This is a genomic window from Enterobacter sp. MGH 16 (genome assembly GCF_000493175.1).
GTDB classification, from domain to species: Bacteria; Pseudomonadota; Gammaproteobacteria; order Enterobacterales; family Enterobacteriaceae; genus Enterobacter; species Enterobacter roggenkampii.
Genome location: NZ_KI535695.1, coordinates 1,327,856 through 1,347,358 on the forward strand (window position 1 = coordinate 1,327,856; position 19,503 = coordinate 1,347,358).

Annotated in this window: 18 protein-coding genes; 12 read left to right on the forward strand and 6 right to left on the reverse strand. The window is 57.5% G+C overall.

Annotated elements, in window-relative coordinates; translation table 11 throughout:
• Positions 1–86 precede the first annotated feature (86 nt).
• Positions 87–758, reverse strand: coding sequence for an MgtC family protein (locus L362_RS16330; protein ID WP_008502394.1), 672 nt, complete (start codon positions 756–758; stop codon positions 87–89).
• 454 nt (positions 759–1,212) lie between these two features.
• On the opposite strand from L362_RS16330, the gene L362_RS16325 reads away from it, so the two are divergent.
• Entirely contained in the window at positions 1,213–2,418 is a 1,206-nt protein-coding gene (locus L362_RS16325) for an MFS transporter (RefSeq protein WP_021241320.1), read from the forward strand.
• A 20-nt stretch (positions 2,419–2,438) separates the two neighbouring features.
• Here L362_RS16325 and L362_RS16320 read toward each other — a convergent pair whose 3' ends face one another.
• On the reverse strand, positions 2,439–3,428 hold the full coding sequence (locus L362_RS16320) for a 2-hydroxyacid dehydrogenase (protein ID WP_023344043.1): 990 nt from the start codon (positions 3,426–3,428) through the stop codon (positions 2,439–2,441).
• 364 nt (positions 3,429–3,792) lie between these two features.
• Here L362_RS16320 and L362_RS16315 point away from each other — a divergent pair, with 364 nt between their 5' ends.
• From L362_RS16315 to L362_RS16295, 5 genes are all read left to right on the forward strand, one after another.
• Positions 3,793–4,548, forward strand: coding sequence for a DUF4225 domain-containing protein (locus L362_RS16315; RefSeq protein ID WP_023344044.1), 756 nt, complete (start codon positions 3,793–3,795; stop codon positions 4,546–4,548).
• Positions 4,549–4,550: 2 nt separating this feature from the next.
• A complete protein-coding gene (locus L362_RS16310; RefSeq protein ID WP_008502390.1) occupies positions 4,551–4,874 on the forward strand; it encodes a hypothetical protein in 324 nt (107 codons plus the stop codon).
• Positions 4,875–5,088: 214 nt separating this feature from the next.
• The gene (locus tag L362_RS16305) at positions 5,089–7,722 is read left to right on the forward strand and encodes a YdbH family protein (RefSeq protein WP_023344045.1); all 2,634 of its coding nucleotides are present in this window, start codon (positions 5,089–5,091) and stop codon (positions 7,720–7,722) included.
• A gap of 2 nt (positions 7,723–7,724) precedes the next feature.
• The gene (locus tag L362_RS16300; protein ID WP_008502388.1) at positions 7,725–7,916 is read left to right on the forward strand and encodes a YnbE family lipoprotein; all 192 of its coding nucleotides are present in this window, start codon (positions 7,725–7,727) and stop codon (positions 7,914–7,916) included.
• Positions 7,917–7,923: 7 nt separating this feature from the next.
• Positions 7,924–8,241, forward strand: coding sequence for a YdbL family probable chaperone protein (locus tag L362_RS16295; protein WP_008502387.1), 318 nt, complete (start codon positions 7,924–7,926; stop codon positions 8,239–8,241).
• On the opposite strand, the gene feaR is transcribed toward L362_RS16295, so the two are convergent.
• Positions 8,242–9,150, reverse strand: a complete 909-nt coding sequence (gene feaR, locus L362_RS16290; RefSeq protein ID WP_008502386.1) for a transcriptional regulator FeaR — start codon at positions 9,148–9,150, stop codon at positions 8,242–8,244.
• A gap of 241 nt (positions 9,151–9,391) precedes the next feature.
• Between feaR and L362_RS16285 the strand changes: the two genes are divergently transcribed.
• Entirely contained in the window at positions 9,392–10,891 is a 1,500-nt protein-coding gene (locus L362_RS16285) for an aldehyde dehydrogenase family protein (RefSeq protein ID WP_023344046.1), read from the forward strand.
• 88 nt (positions 10,892–10,979) lie between these two features.
• Here the strand turns inward: L362_RS16285 and L362_RS16280 are convergent, their stop codons facing one another.
• The 3 genes from L362_RS16280 to paaZ all read right to left on the reverse strand — a co-directional run bounded on the left by L362_RS16280 (position 10,980) and on the right by paaZ (position 16,723).
• On the reverse strand, positions 10,980–12,086 hold the full coding sequence (locus tag L362_RS16280; RefSeq protein ID WP_023344047.1) for a GGDEF domain-containing protein: 1,107 nt from the start codon (positions 12,084–12,086) through the stop codon (positions 10,980–10,982).
• A 118-nt stretch (positions 12,087–12,204) separates the two neighbouring features.
• The gene (gene tynA, locus L362_RS16275; RefSeq protein ID WP_023327364.1) at positions 12,205–14,478 is read right to left on the reverse strand and encodes a primary-amine oxidase; all 2,274 of its coding nucleotides are present in this window, start codon (positions 14,476–14,478) and stop codon (positions 12,205–12,207) included.
• 205 nt (positions 14,479–14,683) lie between these two features.
• Positions 14,684–16,723: a phenylacetic acid degradation bifunctional protein PaaZ gene (gene paaZ, locus L362_RS16270; protein WP_023344048.1), complete on the reverse strand. Its 2,040-nt coding sequence runs from the start codon at positions 16,721–16,723 to the stop codon at positions 14,684–14,686.
• A 101-nt stretch (positions 16,724–16,824) separates the two neighbouring features.
• Here paaZ and L362_RS24795 point away from each other — a divergent pair, with 101 nt between their 5' ends.
• From L362_RS24795 to paaD, 5 genes are read left to right on the forward strand one after another with little or no spacing between them, the layout of a single operon-like run.
• Positions 16,825–16,998, forward strand: a complete 174-nt coding sequence (locus L362_RS24795) for a hypothetical protein (RefSeq protein ID WP_162269499.1) — start codon at positions 16,825–16,827, stop codon at positions 16,996–16,998.
• Between the two features lie 10 nt (positions 16,999–17,008).
• Entirely contained in the window at positions 17,009–17,938 is a 930-nt protein-coding gene (gene paaA, locus L362_RS16265) for a 1,2-phenylacetyl-CoA epoxidase subunit PaaA (RefSeq protein WP_023344049.1), read from the forward strand.
• An 11-nt stretch (positions 17,939–17,949) separates the two neighbouring features.
• Complete coding sequence (paaB, locus tag L362_RS16260; protein ID WP_023344050.1) at positions 17,950–18,237, forward strand: 1,2-phenylacetyl-CoA epoxidase subunit PaaB; 288 nt, start codon at positions 17,950–17,952, stop codon at positions 18,235–18,237.
• An 8-nt stretch (positions 18,238–18,245) separates the two neighbouring features.
• A complete protein-coding gene (gene paaC, locus L362_RS16255) occupies positions 18,246–18,992 on the forward strand; it encodes a 1,2-phenylacetyl-CoA epoxidase subunit PaaC (RefSeq protein ID WP_023344051.1) in 747 nt (248 codons plus the stop codon).
• 11 nt (positions 18,993–19,003) lie between these two features.
• Entirely contained in the window at positions 19,004–19,501 is a 498-nt protein-coding gene (paaD, locus tag L362_RS16250) for a 1,2-phenylacetyl-CoA epoxidase subunit PaaD (RefSeq protein ID WP_008502378.1), read from the forward strand.
• Positions 19,502–19,503 lie beyond the last annotated feature (2 nt).

The window sequence follows — 19,503 nt, forward strand, 5'->3', positions numbered from 1 at the left end:
GGCATCCTGGGATTCATCGGCCCATGTCACTGCCCATTTCTGCAAAACGGCAAAGCCTCAACCGGGCGCAATGCCCGGTATCGTGTTCATATTGCGTGGCAGCTTACGGAAGCCATAATTTTATTCCCGCCGATATTACCCATAATTAGCTCGAGTAATTTCCGGTATTCCTCACGGGTCATCACCTCGGCCCGTATTTCGGTTTTTCCTTCTGCTTGCGCCGTATCGCAATAAATGGCTTTCAGACTCAACGTCAACTCTTTCGCCATGTTGACCACACTCTGCCGCACCGCATCTTCATGCTCGTCATCACAGGTGATTTTCAGGACATAGCATTTTTCGCCTTCATGGATCGCGGGCAGTTGATTAATCCGCTGCGCAGCTTCGCGAAGCAGGATGTTGGCGCACAGAATAATCACGCTGGCCATACCGGCATTCCAGAATTGACCTAATCCACATAGCACGCCAATTCCGGCCGAGCACCACAGCGTCGCGGCGGTATTAAGACCGCGAATATTCATTCCCTCACGCATAATAACGCCAGCGCCAAGAAAGCCTATTCCGGAGACAATCTGCGCTGCAATACGCCCCGGGCTATCGGGTGACGTCGAGAGGGAACTTAAAATAAACACGGCCGCACCCGTTGCAACCAGAGCATTGGTGCGAAGCCCGGCCATACGCTGGCGCCACTGTCTTTCCGCGCCAATAATTGCGCCCAGCAGCATCGCTGCGAGCAGATGAGAGATATAAGGGAACATCAGCCTGTCGCCTGTTAACATGGTTACACGATAAGCGTCAGCGCTTCACAAAGCACAGTATGACGCCGTTAAAACGCAAAGCATGTCAGCGCGAGGGCGGCGGAAAGAGTGAATGATTAAACATGAACATCGCGATGCCCCACAAATTTGGCCGTTCTTAATGTATTGGGATGCAATCACGTCAAGAGGATTGCTGCCCACCGTTAAGGTAAGCAGCGAGAAAATCGCGTCAGCTTACCTTCGTATCAACGATAAAATGGCTTTCCAACGAAGGACTCCTGTGAAAATTTTTGCCAGTATAAGCAGGCGCAATAATGAGTAAAGTAAAAAAACAGCGCCCTTGATGTATTGTTTAAGTTTGCAGGGAATATTTTTCAGACGTCATCTGATTTTCAAAAATACCCGGTATACTGCATTTTGCTTATTTCAGGCAATAACAGGCAAGGCAGGAAGTATGTCTCTTCGTTCGCTGCGGGCGTTATGCCTGACAAGTTTTTTCATTGCTGATGTTCGTGATGGTCTGGGGCCTTTCCTCGGTATTTTCCTGACCGAACGCCACTGGACCCCTGATGATATCGGCATCCTGATGACGGCCGGCGGGCTGGCGGGGTTACTGGCCACGCTGCCGGCGGGATTCATCACCGACACCTCCCGCAACAAGCGCGCTGTGCTCGCGCTACTGTGCATTCTGATCACGCTCAGCACGCTTCTGCTCTGGTTTAGCCAGCAGAGCAGCGTTGTCGCCGTGTCGCAAGTCGTCACCGGTATCTGTGCGGCATTTGTCGGGCCGTTAATCGCCGGGATTACGCTGGGGTTGACCGGGCAGGGCGGGTTCAGCGCGCAGATGGGTAGAAACGAAGCGTTCAATCACGGCGGCAATTTTGTTACTGCACTGATCGCGGGCGGCATTGCGTGGTACTGGGGCGTGGGCGGGATTTTCCTGCTGATGACCAGCACCACGCTGCTAACGCTGTGTGCACTGCTTGCCATTCGCAACAGCGATATCGATAACGACGCGGCGCGCGGGCTGTCCTCTTCAGCGAGCCTGCCGGTCCCCGGTTTTGCGGTGCTGATGAAAAACCGGGCGCTGTTTGTGACCGGGCTAACGCTGCTGCTGTTCCACCTGGCGAACGCCGCGCTGCTGCCGATGCTGAGCATGAGGGTTGCCGCGGCACCTGCCGCGATCAACCCCGGTTTGTATGCGGCAGGTACCGTCATCATTTCTCAGGCCGTGATGATCCCCGTCGCCATCTGGGCCTCGCGCCGGATCGAACACTATGGCTACTGGCGCTTGATTATGCTGGCGCTGCTGGTTATGCCGGTGCGTGCGGCGCTGGCGGCATCCACGGATGCGCCGTTAATGATGATCCCGGTACAAATTCTCGACGGCCTGGCCGCCGGGATCCTGGGTGTCGTCGTACCGTCGTTTATTGTGGTGCTGCTGCGCGGAAGCGGGCACGTCAATGCCGGGCAGAGCGTGGTGATGTTGATGCAGGGAGTAGGGGCATCCATGAGTCCGGCATTAACCGGGACGATCGCCGGTCATTACTCGTTTGCGACGGCATTCAGTGTCCTGAGCGCGATTGCGCTGGCTGCCGTCCTGCTCTGGTGGCGCGTTGCGCACCGGAGCTGGGAAACAAACGCGCCGGGTGAGGCTTAGCCGCCCACCCGGCGTAGCACTTAAGCCAGCTCGTTAGGGCACGCTTCGCCCTTTTCCAGCTGCTGCAGGTTCCCCAGCGTGGTTTCTGAAATGCTGATCAGCGCTTCGGCCGTCAGAAACGCCTGGTGACCGGTAAACAGCACGTTATGGCAGGCAGAGAGGCGACGGAACACGTCGTCCTGGATGACGTCATTAGACTTGTCTTCAAAGAACAGATCGCGTTCGTTCTCATACACGTCCATCCCCAGCGCGCCAATCTTCTGGGTCTTCAGGGCTTCGATAGCAGCCTGAGAATCAACCAGCCCGCCGCGGCTGGTGTTGATGATCATCACGCCATCCTTCATCTGGTCAAACGCCGCCTGGTTAAGCAGGTGATAGTTTTCCGGGGTAAGCGGACAGTGCAGAGAAATCACGTCGGACTGGGAGAACAGGGTCGGCAGGTCGACGTACTCCACGCCCAGATCCAGCGCTGCGGCGCTTGGGTACGGATCGAATGCCAGCAGACGCATGCCAAAGCCTTTCAGAATGCGCAGGGCAGCCACGCCAATTTTACCGGTGCCGATTACGCCAGCGGTTTTGCCGTACATGGTAAAGCCGGTCAGCCCTTCCAGCGAGAAGTTGGCGTCACGGGTGCGCTGATAAGCGCGGTGAATACGACGGTTGAGGGACATCATCATGCCAATCGCATGTTCAGCCACCGCTTCCGGGGAGTACGCCGGAACGCGCACCACCTTCAGACCCAGCTCTTTTGCCGCGTCGAGGTCCACATTGTTGAAGCCCGCACAGCGCAGGGCGATGTACTTCACCCCCTGTTTTTTCAACTCTTCCAGCACCGAGCGACTGCCGTCATCGTTTACGAAAATGCAGACGCCTTCACAGCCGTGCGCCGTTTTGGCGGTTTTTTCGGACAGCAGAAAGTCGAAAAATTCAAGCTCAAACCCGTAAGCCTCGTTAACATGTTGCAGAAACTTTTTGTCGTACTGCTTTGTGCTATATACTGCGAGTTTCATAAGACTTTCTCCAGTGATTTTGCATTCACGTTAGCATGATTAAAATTATCTTACAATTTCTAAAATATTATTGAATTCAATAAGTTCTATCAATTATTCTAGAGCATATGTGCACCCTAACTCCATGATATTCATATCCACCGATTTCTTAAGCGGGACTGACACCAGCGACATGTCTGCTTGTTTTACTCTAAGGGGGCTATGGGGGAGACTAAAGTCACAACAAGTGCGTATGTTTGGGTAAGTGGTTTCCCAATGCTTGAAAATGTGACTACCTTTAGCTGTTAAAATGACGTAGCTCTTTGAATGTCCTAACATCGAAGGTAGTATTATTACTATCATTTTAAAATGACAGGGAGACCGAATGTACAACCATAATCGGGATAAAAGTCATTTCGAAGAGAAAGTCTTAGAGATTGAAAATCTTGCGCAGCGAATTGCCACAAAGCATTTGCTTTATGGTACCGCTGGTATGTTTTTTGAAACTCAACAACTTGTTGCTCACCTGAGAAGGGAGATCGAGTCGCATTGCTTGACCTGGTCAGGCGGGATTCAATTACTTGATGAACAGATACATCATCTTAAGGAACAGGATGATTTACTCACCTTCAATAAAGCTAAGTTATTTATTGTTGTTGAAAAAAACCGAACAACAACGACGACTTTAGCGCTTAAACAGATCGGTTTCGTTGCCGGTGGGGCGCAAGTGTATGGGGGCGCTAGTTTATGCGTCGGTTCGCTGGGTCTGGCCTGTGCTGCGTATGGTGCACCTATGATTACTCATGGGCTAAACAACATGTATGAAAATGGATACTATCTTCTTTATCGTGAAGATCGGTCTGGCACGCTAAGAGATGCTTATCGTTACGTAGCAGCGAAACTCGGCTATGGGAATAATGAAGCTGATATTGTCTATGGAGTAGTTGATATCTCTTTATCAGCCTATGGCGCGGGCAGGAGAGTACTGGCTCCCCGAGAAAAATCCTGGAGTCTGTTTCGCAACACTGAATCTGATTATATCAGAGGATGGCAAGAGGCTTCTAAAACAGCGATGGCTCTGGATTTAACCAGTGGAAGCGTCACAGGTTGGCAGATGTACCAGATAGCTAAAGAGAATTAATTATGTCGGAACAATTCGAGTTGTCATTAACCCCACCGATTCTACCTGCCGTATGCTATTTTATTGTATCTATTGTCGTTTTTTTCTTGTTGTACCTCGGGAAACTCAAGGTCAACAGGCTTCATAAATATCCTCTGTTCATTGCCTATACGCTATTTGTGATAGCCATCGCAGCCATTCAAATTAACGTTTTTGCCAACGGCTATGAGTTTGTTAGCGGTTTTTTACATATTGATTTTGATCCCTGGCGGTACGACTCGGTGTATTGGGGGTCATTGATATTCGCCATGCTTTACCTGCTGGCAATGCCACGGAATAGGTATTAATGTCGCAAATCTGCTCTGCGATTATTCTTGAACTTATGCGTAACCAATTGAACCGAAACTATATTCTTTAGGTTACGCATAGAAAAAAAATTACCGCTTACTATTACAGCATCTATTCTTAACTTGGCGTCAACTTCAACTCAACCGCTAAACATGCGACAATGATCGGCACTGCCGGCTTAATTCTTTCGCTAAATCAGGATATTAACTGCCCATGAAGGGTAAATACAAAGCCGCTCTTGCGCTTTTACTGCTGTTCATATTGTTGCCGCTGACGCTGCTGATGACGCTCGCTCAGTGGGTACCGACGCTCGCCGGGATCTGGCTTCCCGTCGGGACGCGCATCGCGTTCGAAGAGAGTCCGAAACTGACTCGCCGCGCGCTGGTGATCCCCGATCTTCGCTATCTGGTGGAAGACTGCGAAATTGCCCGCATCGATAACGTGACGCTGTCACACCCCAGCCGCTGGAAGCTGGATATCGGCGCGCTGGATCTTAACACCGTCTGCCTGAGCAAAATTCCCCAGTCGGCGCCCTCAACGGTCGCCCCGAAAACGCTGGCACAATGGCAGGCTGTGTTACCCAATACCTGGCTCACGATTCACCGCCTGACGCTGTCGCCCTGGCAGCAGTGGCAGGGCGAGCTGCAGGCGTCGCTAACCCCCTCCAGCCAGGAGATCGCCTATAAAGGCGAGCAGGTCAGCATTAAAGGCACGCTTCGCGGTCAGACGCTCTCGGTCAGCCAGTTCGATGTTCAGCTCCCGGATCAGCCGCAGCCGATTAAGCTGGTGGGCGAGTTTACCCTGCCGCTGGTGCCGGACGGCGTGCCGGTGAAAGGCCACGCGGTGGCGACCTTTAACGTGCCACAGTTAACGTCTCTGGTCGATGCCGATCTCGACTGGGAAGACAATCAGGGACAGCTGGTGGTGATGGCGAGAGACAACCCCGATCCGCTTCTCGACCTGCCGTGGCAGATCACGGCGCAACAGCTCAACATCAGCGACGGGCGCTGGAACTGGGATCTCTCGGGTATGCCACTGAGCGGGCGGGTGTCCCTTCGCGCCGACAACTGGCAGCAGGGGCTGGAGAAAGCCACCCTGACCGGACGACTGAACGTCTTGACGCAAGGCGATGCGGGTAAAGGCAACGCGGTACTGAATATTGGGCCCGGCAGGCTCAGCATGGAAAACAGCGACATGCCCCTGCACCTGAGCGGCGAGGCGAAGCAAAACGATCTCATTCTTTACGCCAAGTTACCGGCAAAACTGACCGGCAGCCTGTATGAACCGCAGCTGGCCTTTGAGCCGGGCGCGCTGCTCCGCTCGCGCGGGCGCATCATTGACTCGCTCGATATCGATGAAATCCGCTGGCCGCTGGCGGGCGTGAAGCTCACCCGGAAGGGGGTGGACGGTCGTTTACAGGCGATTCTGCGCGCCCATGAAAACGAGATGGGCGATTTTGAACTCCACCTGGACGGTCAGGCCAACGACTTTTTACCCGATAACGGCCTGTGGCAGTGGCGCTACTGGGGCAAAGGCGGCTTTACGCCGATGCATGCCCGCTGGGATGTCGCCGGGAAAGGCGAGTGGCGCGACAACCTTATTGAGCTGACGGCGCTCTCCACCGGCTTTGACAAGCTTCAGTACGGTACGATGGAGGTCAGCACGCCGCGTCTGGTGCTGGATCGGCCTGTACGATGGCTGCGCGATGCCGAAAAACCAACCTTCAGTGGGGCGTTGTCGCTCAACGCAGGGCAAACCCGTTTCTCCGGCGGCAGCGTGTTGCCGCCCTCGGTCCTGACCTTCAGCGTCGACGGCACCGACCCGACGATTTTTCAGTTTAAGGGTGACCTCCATGCGGACAACATCGGCCCGGTACAGGTGAACGGACGCTGGGATGGCGTGCGCCTTCGCGGGCAGGCCTGGTGGCCGAAACAGTCCCTCACCGTATTCCAGCCGCTTATTCCGCCGGACTGGAAAATGACGCTGCGCGACGGGGCGCTTTATGCGCAGGTCGCCTTCTCGGCGGCGGCCGATCAGGGCTTTGAAGCGGGCGGGCACGGGGTGCTGAAATCCGGCAGCGCCTGGATGCCCGATAACCAGATTAACGGCGTCGATTTTGTGCTGCCGTTCCGCTTCAGCGAGGGCACCTGGTCTCTGGGCACGCGCGGTCCGGTCACGTTGCGCATCGGTGAAGTGGTAAACCTGGTGACCGCGCGCAACATTACCGCGGATTTACAGGGCGATTATCCCTGGACGGAGGACAATCCGCTGCTGCTCACCAACGTGAAGGTGGAAACCCTCGGCGGGAAGATCACCATGCAGCAGCTGCGAATGCCGCAGCACGATCCGGCTCTGCTGCGGGTGGACAATATCTCCTCGAGCGAGCTGATTAGCGCCGTCAATCCGAAACAGTTCGCCATGTCGGGGCCGGTCAGCGGGGCGCTGCCGTTCTGGCTGGACAACGAAAAATGGATCATTAAGGATGGCTGGCTGACCAACCCGGGGCCAATGACGCTGCGCATCGACAAAGATACGGCCGACGCCATCGTGAAAGACAATATGGTCGCGGGCGCCGCGATTAACTGGCTCCGCTATATGGAAATTTCGCGTTCGTGGACGAGAATCAATTTAGATAACCTGGGTGAATTAACCATGCAGGCGACCATCAAGGGGACCAGCCGGGTCGATGGCAAAAGCAGCTCCGTCAACCTGAACTATACCCATGACGAGAATGTCTTTACCCTCTGGCGCAGCCTGCGTTTTGGAGACAACCTGCAAACCTGGTTTGAGCAACACGCGGCGATACCCGGTCTCCGCAGTTCGACTGGCAAGGAAAGTGAGGAATAACAATGAAAAAGATGGCTGGTGCGCTCACCGTTGCCGTTGCCGCGCTACTGTCCGGCTGTACGCCGCGCATTGAAGTCGCTGCGCCAAAGGAGCCGATTACCATCAACATGAATGTCAAAATCGAACATGAGATCCACATTAAGGTCGATAAAGACGTTGAAACCCTGCTGAAATCGCGCAGCGATCTGTTCTGAGGATGCCATGAAACGAGTAGCTCTGATTTTGCTGGCGCTGGGGATGAACGTACAGGCGGCTACGCTCACCCTCAACGATGCCCGGGCCCAGGGGCGCGTGGGGGAAACCCTCAGCGGTTATCTGGCCCCGATTCAACAGGATGCCGAAACGCTGGCGCTGGTCAATCGCATCAACGCGGCGCGCACGGAAAGCTACCAGAAGCTGGCTGACAGCAATAATTTGCCGGTCGATGAAGTGGCCAAAATGGCAGGGCAAAAACTGGTTGCCCGCGCCCAGCCGGGCGAGTATGTGAAGGGCATTAACGGAAAATGGCTGAAAAAATAGCTAGCGGTAGCGCCTGCGGTATTCACCCGGCGAAACGCCAAAGCGCTGCTTAAACGCCGTTGAAAAATGGCTATGGTCGGTGAACCCCCAGCTGTAGCCAATGCCAGCCAGCTTTTCGTCATCACCGGCTGCGCGCAGCACCTCCGCGCAGCGATCCAGGCGGCGGTTTTTAATGTACTGCGCAACCACCAGCCCCTTCTCGGCAAACATGCGATAGAGGCTGCGCACGGACATTCCGCTTTCGGCGGCAATCCATTCCGGGCGCAGCGATTCAGACTGAATGTGGTCGTCAATCAGCGCCACCACATGCTGGAACTGGCGCTCCTTACGCGGCTGAATGATTTCGCGCTGCTGGAAAGCGGGGCGCAGCAGGCAGATCATCGCTTCGAGCGCCGCTTCACTCTCCCGGTCACTCAGGCTGGCATTGCTCATGCTCTCCATCAACAGGCGATGGCTCAGCTGCACCGTGGGCAGCGTGCGGGAAAGGGCGGTGGCGCAGCTTATCTCCTGAAAACGGCACTGCTGCTCAATAATCTGACGGGGAACCAGAAGCGAAATCTGGCGGGATTTTTCCTGCCAGTTGATCGAGCAGGGGCGTGAGGCGTCAATCAGCGTGATATCCCCGGTTCTGAGTACCGCGCGACGGTCATCCTGCTCAATCTCCGCGCTGCCTTCGAGCTGAAACACGGTATAGAACCAGGCATCGTTACTCTGTTTGATCTCCTCACGGGAGCGGAACAGGTTGACACCACCGGCGGTGACGGTGCTGAGCTTCAGGCTGCGCGCATAGCTGGTCTCCAGCTCGCCGTAGAATCTGCCCCCGGTGGGCTGCGCGTTAAAACGCCCGCAAACCTGGTTAATTTGCGCCAGCCACTGCTGATACTGTTCCTGCTCGCTTGCACACGCCATCGTTTCTCTCACTGCACCGTCAACGTTTTCGCATTGTTGCATTTGTGTTGCATTTTGTCAGAGCTATGAGGCTGAATATAGGAAAGAACACTCACCGGTAACAGCGATATAAGCGGCAATTATCGCGATTTGCGGCGCCTGTCACAGGTGGCAAAGCGAATGTCACAGAGACAAAAGCGAGAATGCAAAACCCCTCTTAGACTGGATGAACACCCTGCGAAGAATAACGAAGGAGTATCCTATGTCTGAATCACTGGTGGCTATTCAGCCTGCCGTGCAACAATTTTTAGACCGACAGCATGGCCTGTGGATTGAAGGGCGTCAGGCCGCGTCGGACAGTGAAAAGCGGCTTAATGTCTACAACCCGGCCACGGGCGAGGTGATTGCCTCAACTGCCGATGCCAGCGTCGACGACGTTGATCGTGCCGTCATGTCCGGCTGGCGCGCCTTTGTGGCCCGTACCTGGGCCGGAAAGCTCCCGGCGGAGCGCGAGCGGATCCTGCTCCATTTCGCCGATCTCGTCGAACAGCACGGCGAGGAGCTGGCTCAGCTTGAAACGCTGGAGCAGGGCAAGTCCATCAACATCTCCCGTGCCTTTGAAGTCGGCTGCACCCTGAACTGGATGCGCTATACCGCCGGGCTGACCACCAAAATTGCGGGCAAAACCCTCGATCTCTCCATCCCGCTACCGCAGGGGGCACGCTATCAGGCGTGGACGCGTAAAGAGCCGGTTGGCGTGGTGGCCGGAATTGTGCCCTGGAACTTCCCGCTGATGATTGGCATGTGGAAAGTGATGCCAGCGCTGGCCGCGGGCTGCTCTATCGTCATTAAGCCGTCGGAAACCACGCCGCTGACCCTGCTGCGCGTGGCGGAACTCGCCAGTGAAGCGGGCATCCCGGACGGGGTGTTCAACGTGGTGACCGGCAGCGGCGCGGTGTGTGGCGCAGCGCTGACCTCGCACCCGCATATCGCGAAGGTGAGCTTTACCGGCTCAACGGCGACGGGTAAGCAAATTGCCCGCGCGGCGGCGGATACGCTCACCGGCGTGACCCTGGAGCTCGGTGGGAAAAACCCGGCCATCGTGCTGAGGGATGCGGACCCCGCGTGGGTGATAGAAGGATTAATGACCGGCAGCTTCCTGAACCAGGGGCAAGTGTGCGCGGCGAGCTCACGCATCTACATTGAAGCCCCGCTGTTTGACACGCTGGTGAGCGGGTTCGAACAGGCGGTGAAATCCCTGAGCGTCGGGCCGGGCATGTCGCCGGAGGCCTTTATCAACCCGCTGGTGTCGCGTGCGCACTGCGACAAGGTGCAGTCCTTCCTTGATGAGGCGACGTCGCGCAACGCGGAGCTGATCGTCGGTAACCGTGGTCCGGAGGGCAAAGGCTATTACGTGTCGCCGACGCTGGTGGTGAACCCGGATGCCTCGCTGCGGCTCACCCGCGAAGAAGTGTTCGGTCCGGTGGTCAACCTGGTACGCGTCGCCGACGGGGAAGAGGCGCTCCAGCTGGCAAACGACACCGAATATGGCCTGACGGCCAGCGTCTGGACGCAGAATATCAGCAAGGCGCTGGAGTACACCGACAGGCTGCAGGCGGGCACCGTGTGGGTGAACAGCCATACGCTGATTGACGCCAACCTGCCGTTCGGCGGGATGAAGCAGTCCGGAACAGGGCGCGACTTTGGCCCGGACTGGCTGGACGGCTGGTGTGAAACCAAGTCGGTGTGCGTGCGGTATTAAAAAGCAAGCCGGGTGGCGGCTACGCCTTACCCGGCCTACAACGACTCGAACCGTAGGCCGGGTAAGCGCAGCGCCACCCGGCTTTTATCTACAACGACCACCGATCCCGCCCGGCCTCTTTCGCCCGATACAGCGCCGCATCGGCGCGGGCGATAATCTCGGTGCCCGCGAGTCCCCCCGCCATCCCCGCAATCCCCATGCTCACGGTGACATGGTCGCTGACCGTCGAGGCGCCGTGCGGTATGGCCTCTGCGCGAAGGCCATCCTGGATACGCAGGGCGACCTTTTCAGCGATGTTCTCCGGGCAATTAAACAGAATCACCAGAAACTCTTCGCCGCCGTAGCGTGACACCACATCCTCAGGTGTGCGCACCGACTGCTTAAGCACGCGCGCCACGCGCGTCAGACAGTCGTCACCCGCCTGGTGTCCGTAGGTGTCGTTGTAGCGCTTGAAGTAGTCGATATCCAGCATAATCAACGAGAAGGGCTTCTTCTGCTCAACCGCGTTCTCCAGCACCACCTCCATTTTCCGTCGATTGGCGGTTTTGGTTAACGGGTCCTGATGCGCCAGCGCATCCAGCCGCGAAATCAGCAGCTGATTTTGCTGGTTACGTCGCCAGGCTTCGTCAAACCAGCTCAGCAGAATAAAACGCCCGCAGATCAGGATCAGCGTAAAGACGCTCCAGATGACAACGAAGTGAAGGTTGAGACCATCGTTTCGTATCCAGCTTGCTATCGGCAGGGTGATCCAGAGCGGGAGCACAAAGGCGAGCAGCCCTTCAGGGTAGAAATAGAGCGCCGTCAAACCGGCGAGTAACAGAATAACGCACAGCGGCCAGACGTGCGGGAGCAGCAGCTGGGTGATAAACCAGAAGCAGGAGACCGACCAGATGGCGCTGCAGATAAACAACACCACGCTGATGCCGGCGATGCGCCGCCAGGCCATAAGGATCAGCGCAGCCGAGAGGATGATAATACCGAGCATGGAGGCATCGACGATTCTCGTCAGCTGCGGCGAGTGGGGATAAAGGGGATCGCTGGCCTTAAGCAGAACGTGTCGCAGCAGAATCATCACGGCGAAGCTGATATTGACGAAGGCCAGCCACGGCAGGTTCATCGCCAGTCCATGCATGACCATGGCCTGGCGCGTTGGCCAGGTTGCCCGTTCCAGCGTCGGTTTTTTTCTTTTTTCCATAAAGCCCTTTCCCGTCCGGGGGATAAATCATGCAGGTGAGATATCAGTAACTATAAGCAAGCCAGGACGATCCTCAAACGCCAGGGCAAAAAAAACCGGGCAATTGCCCGGCGGATGGTTATTTTTCGTCTTTTTTCTTCCCGAGCGTTGGCGTCTCGTCGAAGAAATTCCACGGTTTAAGCAGGGTATGCACCCATTCCGTCGGCATGATCGGCCACTCCTCCGCGCGTGCCACGTGGGTGGTGCCGGTGGTCATCCAGACCACGTCATCCTGATCGTTCAGCGACTCGTTATCCTTGCTGTACTGCCCAAGGCCCGTGTCGTGGATGGAGCGGTTCGGGAATTTCCCTTCCGGGTAGAGCTCATCCGGATGGTAACGGGTCACCCACAGCTGTTTGTCCATAAAGCTCAGGCGATGGTAGATCCACTCGTCCGGGGCAAATTTCGCGCCGGTTGCCACCGGGTGCGTGCCGCCCGCGTAAGGGATAATCTGATACGAGACCGGGTTGCCCATGCGGTTCTCCTTGCTGGTGTTGCTCAGCAGGCGGATGGTGCCCGGGTCGAACTTCTGTGCCGCCTGCTGCTCGGTATCAATATCGTACTGATTAATCTGCATGGTGCTGGTGCGCGGGCCCCCGGCGGTATTCGGCTTCACTTCCGGATCCATCGCCACCAGCTTGTTGTTGATGCCGTCCACGTCCATATCAAGACGGAAGTTGTAGATGTGCTGGTGCGTGGTGCCCACGATGTTGTGGTCGATCAGCGTGCCGTATTTTGTATCGTCTTTAGCGGTGGCGTCGTGCATGGTTTTCGCCTGCACGCCTTTCACCGCCTCGATACCCGTCGCGCCGGCGTCAATGCCGATGGTGCCATTTTCATGGAACACCCAGTCGAAGATGTAATCGTAGTTGCCCACGGTACTCACCCAGCGCACCACCAGTTCGCGGCGCTCGGTGCTGACGTTAGGCTGGCCCATCTCCTGATGCTTATATTCCGGCCCCGCGTAGCGTTCGAAAATCGCAATCGCGCGCGGGATCTCCATCGGCGCGCCGGTGTAGTCCGGGATAGTTTCGTTGAGCATCACCGCGTTGGACGGCACGTCTTTACCGCGCACCAGCGGCGAGGTCAGGGTGCCCATGCCGTAGTCGCCGGAATCAAGATAGGCCTTGAAGTACCAGCCCACGTCCGGATCGCCGTAAGGAACGATCATGCCGCCGAGCGACCCCTGATACATAATCTGACGTTTTTTGCCGTTGTCGTTATACGTGACAGTCGAAATCATCGGGCCGACGCGGGAGTCCAGGCTCAGGTGGAAATCCCAGTTCTGCCAGTGCACCATATCGCCAGTAATGGTGTAGTTCTTGCCTTCCGGCTCAATGATGTCGAGCGGTTTTTTCGGCGTCTCTATACGGTCGCGGCCATCGTAGGGGCGCGGCGTCATCGGAACCGGAACAACGGCACCTTCCTCAATCTTCTGGATCTTTTTCTGTTCAAGATCGACCACGGCCACCAGGTTCTCAATCGGGTGCGCCCAGTAGTTGCCGTCGCCGACGTCCAGATAGCTCACCACCTTCAGCAGGCGATCTTCCTGCTTCAGGCCGTCTTTACCGTCGAAATAGCCGACGGTCAGCGGCGTGGTAATCACTTTTTTCGGGTCGGTGATGCCGTGTTTTTTAAGCACCTCGGCAAACTCCGTGCTCTCGTTAACGATCTGCTGCACCGCAGTGAAATCATCCAGCAGCACCATGCCGTGCGCGTCTTTCACCGGCTCCCAGCGCAGGATTTTTTTATCCTTCAGATCCACCACGCTTTCGATAACGTGCTTGCCATCGAGCATCACAATCTTTGCCTGACGGGGGGCATCCACAGCCGTACCGTTAAGCACAAAGTCCCACACTTTGGCTTTCTCTGGCTCAGCAAGGGCAATCTGGGTAAAGCGGGTATTCGGTTTAAAATCCGCCGAGGCTTTGACAATCTCAACGGCCTGCTTAATTTCGTCCGCCGTCAGCGCGTTCAGCGGGTGAGGGCGTTTTTCAACCTGGAAAGTCTGGTCAAGACCGGACTGGAAAACATCATTGATGAAGCTGTCAGAGATAAAGGCTTTCTTGCCTTTCATCACCACCGGCACCTCGAGCTTGAGGGTTTTCCCGTTGACGATGGCGGTTTTAGCGCCCGGTTTGACCTTCACAAAGGCGCCGTCTTTCGCAATGGTGAACATCTGTGCGTAATCATCCCACTGAACGTCGGCGCCAAAGTCCTGCAGCGTTTTGTCCATCGGGACCATATGCGCCTCGCTGCCGTGGGCAAAAACAGGGGATTGCCAGGCGCAACACAGCGCAACGGCCATAGCCAGCGCCGTTCTACGGGCAGAAAAAGAAGAATTGCTTCCCATCGTAGACCTCATCTTGTTGTGTTTATTGTGTTGTGACAGCCTTATCCTGACAGGCGCCTGAGAAAAGCGTTTGCCTGCATCTGCCAGATTATTTGCCAGTCTTGCCAGGTTAAAAAAAGAGCGGGGCGATGTCACACCCCGGCTGGTCGTCGTAGGCCGGGTAAGCATCGCGCCACCCGGCAGGAAAGGAGGTGAAGGGAAGGTGTCAGAAATCCCCCTGCTGGCGCGCCACCAGCGTCAGGATGGAGTAGAGCGCCACGGCCTGCTGGTGCTGGTTGAAGATCTCAACCGCCCATTCCACTACGCCGGTTGGTTTTTCCTCGGCACTGCGTTGTTTCTTCAGCGTTTTACGCTTGCAGGTCAGACGCACCTGAATGGTATCGCCCGGTTTAACCGGCTCGATAAAGCGCAGGTTTTCCATGCCGTAGTTGGCAATGACAGGCCCAACGCCCGCATCAACGAACAGCCCTGCCGCGGCGGAAATCAGGAAGTAGCCGTGCACCACGCGCTCGCCAAAGATCGACTCTGCCGCGCCGATCTTGTCCATATGGGCGTAAAAGTGGTCGCCGCTCAGGCAGGCAAAATTCACGATGTCCGCTTCCGTCAGGGTGCGGCGCGGCGTCAGCAGGCTGTCGCCCGGCTGCAGCTCCTCAAAGTATTTGCGGAACGGATGCACGCGATCTTCCTGCACCGCTGCGCCACGCACCCACTGCTTGCCGATGGCGGCCAGCATGGTTGGACTGCCCTGAATCGCGGTGCGCTGCAGGTAGTGCTTCACCGCGCGCAGGCCGCCCAGCTCTTCGCCACCGCCCGCACGTCCGGGACCGCCGTGCACTAGCTGTGGCAGCGGGGAACCGTGGCCGGTGGATTCTTTCGAGGCTTCCTCGTTGAGGATCTGAATACGCCCGTGGGCGCGCGCCGCGCCGAGAATAAACTGGCGGGCAATGTCCAGGTCTGCGGTGACCAGCGTGCCCGCCAGGCTGCCGCCGCCCGCGCGGGCAAGCTGCATTGCGTGCTGTGCGTTGCGATACGGCATCAGGGTCGCGACCGGCCCGAAAGCCTCCGTTGCGTGGACGGCAGGGGTTTCATCCGGCTGCGGGCAGAACAGCAGGGTCGGCGGGAAGAACGCGCCCGCGGCCTGCAAATCCGCTTTGCCTCCAAGACGGACCTGGCAGCCTGCGGCGATCAGCCGATCCACTTTCTCCTGCACGTCCGCGCGCTGTTCGGCGTTGACCAGCGCGCCCATCTTTACCCCTTCCTGCGCCGGGTCGCCCACCACCACCTTTTCCAGGCGGGCAACCAGCGCCTGGCTCACGGCGTCAATCTGGCTCTGCGGGACGATAATGCGGCGGATGGCCGTACATTTCTGCCCGGCTTTGGCGGTCATCTCGCGCACCACTTCCCGGATGAACAGGGCAAATTCCGGCTGCTCCGGCGTGACGTCTTCTCCCAGCACGCAGCAGTTCAGGGAGTCGGCTTCCATCGTGAACGGAATGGCATTCGCCACAATATTCGGGTGCACGCGCAGGCTTTGCCCGGTGCTGGCGGAGCCGGTAAAGGTGACCACGTCCTGGCTGTCGAGCTGGTCGAGCAGATCCCCCGCACCGCCGCAGATCAGGCTGATGGCACCGTCCGGCACCAGCCCGCTGTCGACGATAGATTTCACCATCGCCTGCGTCACCTGCGCGGTGGCGGTGGCCGGTTTGATGATGGCGGGCATGCCCGCAAGCCAGGTCGGGGCCAGTTTTTCCAGCATTCCCCAGCAGGGGAAGTTAAAGGCGTTGATGTGCACCGCCACGCCGGACTTCGAGGTCAGGACGTGACGCGCAGCAAAGCCGCCTTCTTTTGACAGCGGGATCGGCTCGTCTTCCGGCCACACGGTGTCATCCGGCAGCTCGCGGCTGCCCAGGCTTGCATAAGTGAAGAGGGTGCCGATCCCGCCTTCAATATCGACCCAGCTGTCTGATTTTGTCGCCCCGGTCTGGGCGGACAGAGCATAAAACGTCTCTTTCTCGCTAAGCAGATGCTTTGCCACCGCCTTCAGCATGGCTGCGCGTTCGATAAAGGTCATCGCGTGAAGCGCTTCGCCGCCGCGCTCAATCGCATAGCGACGGGCGGCCGCCATGTCCAGCCCTTCGCTGGTCACGCTCCACAGCGCTTCGCCACTGATGGCGTGATGAATAGTGCGTTCGCGGCCCCGGCCAGACTGCCAGGTGCCGGACAAGAAGCTGGCTAACTGCTGCATCGCTTATCTCCAAATGTTACGTGATTTACACATTAATAGTTTGATCGTGAATCATAAAAATCAAGCTGAGTTTTTAATGAATTGTTAACGATGTGATCTGGATGGATGAATCACAGAATACCAAGGCCCGCCTATCAAGGCTTGAAGCAAAAGCCTTGCGAGCAGCATCACAAAACAAGCAAACAATTCTTGGGGTTATATTTAACCTTTGTGTAACTTTTAAAAAACAAAGTGATTCAACATTACGCTTTAATTTGCAAACTAACGAATCATAAAGGTGATGACGTGACGCAAGAACAACGGTTTGAGCAGCGCATAGCGCAGGAGACGGCGATTGAGCCTCAGGACTGGATGCCTGACGCCTACCGTAAGACGTTGATCCGCCAGATTGGCCAGCATGCGCACTCCGAAATTGTCGGCATGCTGCCGGAAGGGAACTGGATCGCCCGCGCCCCGACGCTGCGCCGTAAGTCGATCCTGCTGGCGAAGGTGCAGGACGAAGCCGGACACGGGCTTTACCTCTACAGCGCGGCGGAAACGCTGGGCTGCGCGCGGGAAGACATCTACCAGAAGATGCTCGACGGCAAGATGAAATACTCCTCCATCTTCAACTATCCGACTCTGAGCTGGGCCGATATCGGCGTGATCGGCTGGCTGGTGGACGGCGCGGCCATCGTCAACCAGGTGGCGCTGTGCCGCACCTCCTACGGTCCGTATGCCCGCGCGATGGTGAAAATCTGTAAAGAAGAGAGCTTCCACCAGCGTCAGGGCTTTGAAGCCTGCATGGCGCTGGCGCAGGGCAGCGAGGCTCAGCGCCAGATGCTGCAGGACGCCATCAACCGCTTCTGGTGGCCGGCGCTGATGATGTTCGGGCCGAACGACGACAATTCGCCGAACAGCGCCCGCAGCCTGGCGTGGAAAATCAAACGCTTCGGCAACGACGAGCTGCGCCAGCGCTTTGTCGACAACACGGTGCCGCAGGTGGAGATGCTGGGCATGACGGTGCCCGATCCCGATCTGCGTTTTGATGAAGAGAGCGGTCATTATCGCTTCGGCGAGATCGACTGGCACGAGTTTGACGAGGTCATTAACGGGCGCGGCATCTGCAACCACGAACGCCTGGCCGCCAAACGTAAAGCCTGGGAAGAGGGGGCGTGGGTGCGGGAAGCCGCACTGGCGCACGCCGAAAAACAACACGCCCGCAAAGTGGCTTAAGAGGAATCACGATGAGCAATGTCTACTGGCCGCTGTACGAAGTGTTCGTACGCAGCAAACAGGGGTTATCCCACCGTCACGTGGGCAGTCTGCATGCCGCCGACGATCGCATGGCGCTCGAAAATGCGCGTGATGCCTATACCCGCCGCAGCGAAGGCTGCTCTATCTGGGTGGTGAAGGCGAGCGAGATTGTCGCCTCCCAGCCGGAAGAGAGCGGCGAGTTCTTCGACCCGGCGGAAAGCAAGGTTTACCGCCACCCGACGTTCTACATGATCCCTGACGGCATCGAGCATATGTGAGGCAAAGAATGAACTCAGTGACTGCCTATGCCCTGCGTCTGGGCGACAACGGTCTGGTGCTCTCCCAGCGTCTCGGCGCCTGGTGCGGCCACGCGCCGGAGCTGGAAATCGACCTCGCGCTCGCCAATATCGGTCTCGACCTGCTGGGACAGGCGCGCAATTTCCTGACCTATGCCGCGGAGCGGGAAGGCCAGGGCGATGAAGACACGCTGGCGTTTGGCCGCGACGAGCGCCAGTTCCGCAATGTGCTGCTGGTGGAGCAGCCGAACGGCAGCTTCGCCGACACCATTGCCCGCCAGTACCTGATGGATGCCTGGAACGTGGCGCTGTATGAACGCCTGGCCCAAAGCCGCGACGGCCAGCTTGCCGCCATTGCCGCCAAAGCGATTAAAGAGGCGCGCTACCACCTGCGCTTCAGCCGCGGCTGGCTGGTGCGGCTGGGCGACGGGACAGAAACGTCTGCGCAAAAAATGCAGCAGGCCATCGACAACCTTTGGCGTTTTACGGCCGAGCTGTTTGAAGCCGATGACGTCGAGCGCGAGCTGATTGAGTCCGGCGTGGCGGTTGACCCGCGCCTCCTGCGCCAGCCGTGGGAAAGCGAAGTGTATGCCGGTCTGAATGAAGCCTGCCTGCAGGTGCCCGCCGAGGTGGCGTACCGCACCGGGGGCAAGCAGGGGCTGCACACCGAACATCTGGGCCCGATGCTGGCGGAAATGCAGTATCTCCAGCGCGCGTATCCCGGCCAGCAGTGGTAAAGGAGAACGCTATGCAACGCCTCGTCGACATCGCGCCTGCGCAAATCCCGCAGATCTGGGCGCTGTTAAGCCAGATCCCGGACCCGGAAGTGCCGGTGTTAACCATCACCGATTTAGGCATGGTGCGCAGCGTGAAGGCGCAGGGGGAAGGCTGGGTCATCGGCTTCACGCCCACCTACTCGGGCTGCCCGGCAACGGAACACCTGCTGGGGGCGATCCGCGAGGCGATGACCGCGCACGGCTTTACCCCGGTGCACATTGTGCTCCAGCTTGAACCCGCCTGGACCACCGACTGGATGACCCCCGACGCGCGCGAGCGCCTGCGGGCGTACGGCATCAGTCCACCGGTGGGGCATAGCTGTCACGCGCACGCCCCGGTGGAGGTGAGCTGCCCGCGCTGCGCCAGCACCGACACCGCGCTTATCAGTGAATTTGGCTCGACGGCCTGCAAAGCGCTCTACCGCTGCAATTCCTGCCGTGAGCCCTTCGACTATTTCAAATGTATTTGAGG

Excerpts from the sequence above, each read along its gene's own strand:
- L362_RS16305 (WP_023344045.1), top strand. The coding sequence starts at position 5,089 with ATGAAGGGTAAATACAAAGCCGCTCTTGCGCTTTTACTGCTGTTCATA.
- L362_RS16300 (WP_008502388.1), top strand. The coding sequence starts at position 7,725 with ATGAAAAAGATGGCTGGTGCGCTCACCGTTGCCGTTGCCGCGCTACTG.
- paaD (WP_008502378.1), top strand. The coding sequence starts at position 19,004 with ATGCAACGCCTCGTCGACATCGCGCCTGCGCAAATCCCGCAGATCTGG.
- L362_RS16285 (WP_023344046.1), top strand. The coding sequence starts at position 9,392 with ATGTCTGAATCACTGGTGGCTATTCAGCCTGCCGTGCAACAATTTTTA.
- L362_RS16310 (WP_008502390.1), top strand. The coding sequence starts at position 4,551 with ATGTCGGAACAATTCGAGTTGTCATTAACCCCACCGATTCTACCTGCC.
- L362_RS16280 (WP_023344047.1), bottom strand. The coding sequence starts at position 12,086 with ATGGAAAAAAGAAAAAAACCGACGCTGGAACGGGCAACCTGGCCAACG.
- L362_RS16295 (WP_008502387.1), top strand. The coding sequence starts at position 7,924 with ATGAAACGAGTAGCTCTGATTTTGCTGGCGCTGGGGATGAACGTACAG.
- L362_RS16315 (WP_023344044.1), top strand. The coding sequence starts at position 3,793 with ATGTACAACCATAATCGGGATAAAAGTCATTTCGAAGAGAAAGTCTTA.
- L362_RS16330 (WP_008502394.1), bottom strand. The coding sequence starts at position 758 with ATGTTCCCTTATATCTCTCATCTGCTCGCAGCGATGCTGCTGGGCGCA.
- paaZ (WP_023344048.1), bottom strand. The coding sequence starts at position 16,723 with ATGCAGCAGTTAGCCAGCTTCTTGTCCGGCACCTGGCAGTCTGGCCGG.
- feaR (WP_008502386.1), bottom strand. The coding sequence starts at position 9,150 with ATGGCGTGTGCAAGCGAGCAGGAACAGTATCAGCAGTGGCTGGCGCAA.
- L362_RS24795 (WP_162269499.1), top strand. The coding sequence starts at position 16,825 with ATGGATGAATCACAGAATACCAAGGCCCGCCTATCAAGGCTTGAAGCA.
- L362_RS16325 (WP_021241320.1), top strand. The coding sequence starts at position 1,213 with ATGTCTCTTCGTTCGCTGCGGGCGTTATGCCTGACAAGTTTTTTCATT.
- paaC (WP_023344051.1), top strand. The coding sequence starts at position 18,246 with ATGAACTCAGTGACTGCCTATGCCCTGCGTCTGGGCGACAACGGTCTG.
- paaB (WP_023344050.1), top strand. The coding sequence starts at position 17,950 with ATGAGCAATGTCTACTGGCCGCTGTACGAAGTGTTCGTACGCAGCAAA.
- tynA (WP_023327364.1), bottom strand. The coding sequence starts at position 14,478 with ATGGGAAGCAATTCTTCTTTTTCTGCCCGTAGAACGGCGCTGGCTATG.
- L362_RS16320 (WP_023344043.1), bottom strand. The coding sequence starts at position 3,428 with ATGAAACTCGCAGTATATAGCACAAAGCAGTACGACAAAAAGTTTCTG.